Genomic DNA, 3,939 nt, shown 5'->3' with positions numbered 1-3,939 from the left:
ACCAGGTGATCGAGGTGCGGCGCCAGGATGTGGAGCGCTGCCTGGTCGGCCACGCGGCAGGCCATGCCGTCGGCCAGCGCGGTGCTGACGGGGGCCTCGACCACGCGGCCCGCTGCGATGGAGTCGGCGTAGGTGGTGGCATGGCTGCTGACCACGCCCACCACGCGCACGGGGTGTTGCAGCGCCCGCTTGGCGGCAATGGCCGCGCACGCGCCCGAGCCCTGGCCGATGGGCACATACACCACATCGAGCTGCGGCACGGCGCGCAAAAACTCCCACCAATAGGTGGCCACGCCGCGCAGCAAGTCGGGGTGGAAGCTGGGCACCATGTGCGCGCCGCGCTCCTGGGCCAGCTGCATGGCGTGCTCGCGCGCGGCCTGGAAATCGTCGCCGTGCTCGACCAGGGTGACGCCCAGGGCGCGCATGGCGGCGTTCTTTTCGGTGGAGTTGCCGCGCGGCACGACGATGGTGCAGGCTACGGCGTGGCGGCGCGCGGCCCAGCCCATGCTCTGGCCGTGGTTGCCGCGCGTGGCGCTGACCACTTCGCGCGGCAGCGCACCGCGCTGGGCGAGCTGGTCAAAGTAGGTCAGCCCACCGCGAATCTTGAAGGCGCCCACGGGCGTGTGGTTCTCGTGCTTGAGCCAGCAGTCGGTGCCCAGGCGTTCGCTCAGCAGTGCCCAGCGGTATTGCGGCGTGGCGGCAAAGTCGCGGTACACGACGTGGGCGGCGGCTTCGATGTCGGCCAGGGTGGGAAGGGGCATGGGTTAACTCCTGTTTTGATAGCTGGTAGCGCTTGCTGCGTGGACTTTTGAGGCGGTTTTGGCTTGTTTTTTTACAGCCGCACGGTGCCGCTGATGCAGGTGGCGGTGTGGCCGCCCACCCAGATGTCGGCGCCGTCCTGCTGCACATGCACACGCCCGGCGCGGCCCAGGGCGGTGCCCTGGCTGGCGATGTAGCGCGCAGGGGCCAGACCGGCGCCGATGAGCCACTGCGCCAGCGCGGCGTTGAGGCTGCCGGTCACGGGGTCTTCCATCAGGCCGCTGTGGCCGGGCAGAAAGGCGCGCACCTCGAAGGCGATGGCTTCATCGCCGGTGGCCGAGTCGGTGGCCGCATCGGTGGCGCCCACCACGCCGACCTTGCCGCGCGGCCCCACCACGCCCACGTCCAGCCCGGCCAGCACGGCGCCGTCGGGTTGCAGCGCCAGCACCTGCGCGGCACTGCGCAGCAGCACACCGCGCCAGCGCGGGCCGTTGTCGCACCAGGCGTGGGCCACCACGTCGCTGCGCGCCACGCCCAGGCCGCGTGCAATCAGCTGCACATCGGCTTCGGGCAGCGGGCCGCTTTGGATCAACGGGGGTGCGGCAAAAGCCAGCCGCTCGCCGTCGCGCCGCAGCGTGACCAGGCCCACACCGCATTCCTGCACCACCCGGCCCGCCACCTGGGGCTGGCCGCCCGTTTGCAACCAGGCATGGCAGGTGCCCAGCGTGGGGTGGCCGGCAAAGGGCAGCTCGCGCCCGGGGCAGAAAATGCGCACGCGGTAGTCGGCCCCGGCAGCGCGCCCCTCGGGCGTGGGTGGCAGCACAAAGGTGGCCTCCGACAGGTTCGTCCAGTCGGTGAACTGCTGCATGGCCTCGGTGCTCAGGCCGCTGCCATCGAGCACCACGGCCAGCGGGTTGCCACGGTAGGCGGTGGCGGTGAACACGTCCACCTGTTGGAAGGGGCGCAGGCGCATGGCTTTACCCCTGGGCGCGGATGGCCTCGGCCAGCGCAGCGATGGCGGTGTCGATCTGCGCGCTCGACGCCGTGACGTACGACAGGCGCAGGGTGCGCGCGTCGGCCTCGGTGGCGTAAAACGGTGCGCCGGGCACAAAGGCCACGTTGCGCTCTACGGCAGTGGGCAGCAGGGCCTGGGCGTCCATGCCCGCAGGCAGGCGCAGCCACAGGAACATGCCGCCCGCCGGGCGTGTCCAGGTCACATCCAGGCCCGCCATTTCGCGCGTGAGCGCAGCCAGCATGGTGTCGCGCTGGCGCTGGTAGAGGGCGCGGATGGTGGGCACGTGGCGCGCCAGAAAGTCGCCCTGAATCACTTCAGCCACCACGCGCTGGTTGAAGCCCGGCGTGTGCAGGTCGGCGGCCTGCTTGGCCTGTAGCAGCTTGGGGTAGATGGCCTTGGGCGCCACCAGAAAGCCAATGCGCAGGCCCGGCGCCAGCACCTTGGAGAACGAGCCCATGTAGATGCAGCCGTCGGGGTTGCGCGCCGTCAGGGGGGCGGGCGGAGCTTCGCCAAACCACAGCTCGCCGTAGGGGTTGTCCTCGATCAGCGGAATGCCCAGCTCGGCGGCCTTGGCCACCAGCGCGGCGCGGCGCGCTTCGGTCATGGTGCGGCCCGTGGGGTTCTGGAAGTTGGGCAGCACGTAGGCCAGGCGGGCTTTGTCGGCCCCGGTGCCTGCTTTGGCGGCAAAGTCGTCCACCAGGATGCCGTCGTCGTCGCTGGCCACGCCCACGGCGATGGGTTCTTGCGGTGCAAAGGCTTGCAGCGCGCCCAGGTAGGTGGGGGTTTCGACCAGCATGCGGCTGTCTTTGTCCAGCAGCACTTTGCCGATCAAGTCCAGCGCCTGCTGCGAGCCGGTGGTGATCAGCACCTGGTCGGGGTCCACGGCCCAGGGCAGCATGTCGGCGACAGCTTGGCGCAGCGGCGCAAAACCTTCGCTGGTGGCGTATTGCAGGGCGGCGGCGCCGTCGCGCGCCATGACGGTGTTGCAGGCGGCGGTGAAGGCGTCGAGCGGAAAGGTCTGCGGCGCGGGCAGGCCACCGGCCAGGCTGATGATGCCGGGCTTGTCGGTGAGCTTGAGGATTTCGCGGATTGCGGAGGGGTTCATCTTGGCGGCGCGTGCCGCCAGGGTCCAGTTCGTCATGCCAATTGCACTCCAGGGTGGGGGCGCCAGAAGTTCTGGCGCAAAAAAAGGGGAAAGGGGGGGCGATTGTGCGGCGCAGGCGGGTGCTGCGGGGCGACTCGGACGGGTTGTGGCCAGGGGCATTCAGTGCGCTGCGGTGGGTGCGCGCACCGGCATGCGCCGCCCGATCAGCACCGTGGCCATCACGGCCAGGCCAAAGCCCACGCTCATGGCATCAAGCCGTTCGCCCAGCAGCGGCACCGCCACCAGCATGCCCAGAAAAGGCTGCACCAGTTGCACCTGGCTGACGCGCACCGTGCCGCCCAGCGCCAGGCCCCGGTACCAGGCAAAAAAGCCCAGCCACATCGAAAACACGGCTACATAGCCCAGCGCACCCCAGGCGGCGGTGCTTTGCGGCGCTGCGGGCCACGTCAGCGCGGCCAGCGGCAGCGACAGGGGCAGCGACAGCACCAGCGCCCAGCAGATCACGCGGTCTGCGCGCATGCGCTGCGACAGCCGACCGCCATAGGCATAGCCCATGGCGCCGCAGGCCATTGCGGCCAGCAGCAGCATGTCGGCCAGGTGCAGCGACAGGCCGGTGCCACCCGATTGCAGCAGCGCAAACAGCACCACCAGCCCCGTGCCCAGCAGCGCGCAGGCCCAGAACCCGGCAGACGGGCGCTGGCGGTGCAAGAGCGCCCCCACGGCAGCGGTGGCCAGCGGCAGCACACCGACGAGCACGCTGGCGTGTACGCCGCTGACATAGCGCATGGCGATGGAGGTCAGCAGCGGAAAACCGAACACCACGCCCAGCGCCGTGAGGGCCAGCGCTGGCCAGTCGCTGCGCGCTGGCCAGGGGGCGCGCTGCGCCAGCAGCAGCAGCGCCGACAGCACGCCGGCCAGCGCCGCGCGCCCCATGGCCACGAACACGCCCGACATGCCGGGCGCTTCGGGCGTGCCCACGGCCAGCCGGGTCATTGGCAGCGTGACGGCAAAAATGGCGACACCCAGCAAGCCCAGCGCCAGGCCACGCACTTCGGCGGAC

Annotated in this window: 4 protein-coding genes; all 4 read right to left on the bottom strand. The window is 70.6% G+C overall.

Annotated elements, in window-relative coordinates:
* On the bottom strand, positions 1-761 hold a 761-nt coding region (locus tag PHX69_RS15620; protein ID WP_288044987.1), incomplete at its 3' end, for a threonine dehydratase.
* A gap of 71 nt (positions 762-832) precedes the next feature.
* Entirely contained in the window at positions 833-1,732 is a 900-nt protein-coding gene (locus PHX69_RS15615) for a PhzF family phenazine biosynthesis protein (protein ID WP_288044984.1), read from the bottom strand.
* A gap of 4 nt (positions 1,733-1,736) precedes the next feature.
* Complete coding sequence (locus tag PHX69_RS15610; RefSeq protein ID WP_288044981.1) at positions 1,737-2,915, bottom strand: aminotransferase-like domain-containing protein; 1,179 nt, start codon at positions 2,913-2,915, stop codon at positions 1,737-1,739.
* Positions 2,916-3,038: 123 nt separating this feature from the next.
* The coding region (locus PHX69_RS15605) for a DMT family transporter (RefSeq protein WP_288044979.1) at positions 3,039-3,939 on the bottom strand (901 nt) is incomplete at its 5' end.

Source organism: Simplicispira sp. (assembly GCF_028687295.1).
Lineage (GTDB): Bacteria > Pseudomonadota > Gammaproteobacteria > Burkholderiales > Burkholderiaceae_C > Simplicispira > Simplicispira metamorpha.
This window is presented reverse-complemented; position numbering and strand designations above follow the sequence as displayed.

Coding starts and splice junctions, on each gene's coding strand:
- PHX69_RS15615 (WP_288044984.1), bottom strand. CDS start 1,732: ATGCGCCTGCGCCCCTTCCAACAGGTGGACGTGTTCACCGCCACCGCC.
- PHX69_RS15610 (WP_288044981.1), bottom strand. CDS start 2,915: ATGACGAACTGGACCCTGGCGGCACGCGCCGCCAAGATGAACCCCTCC.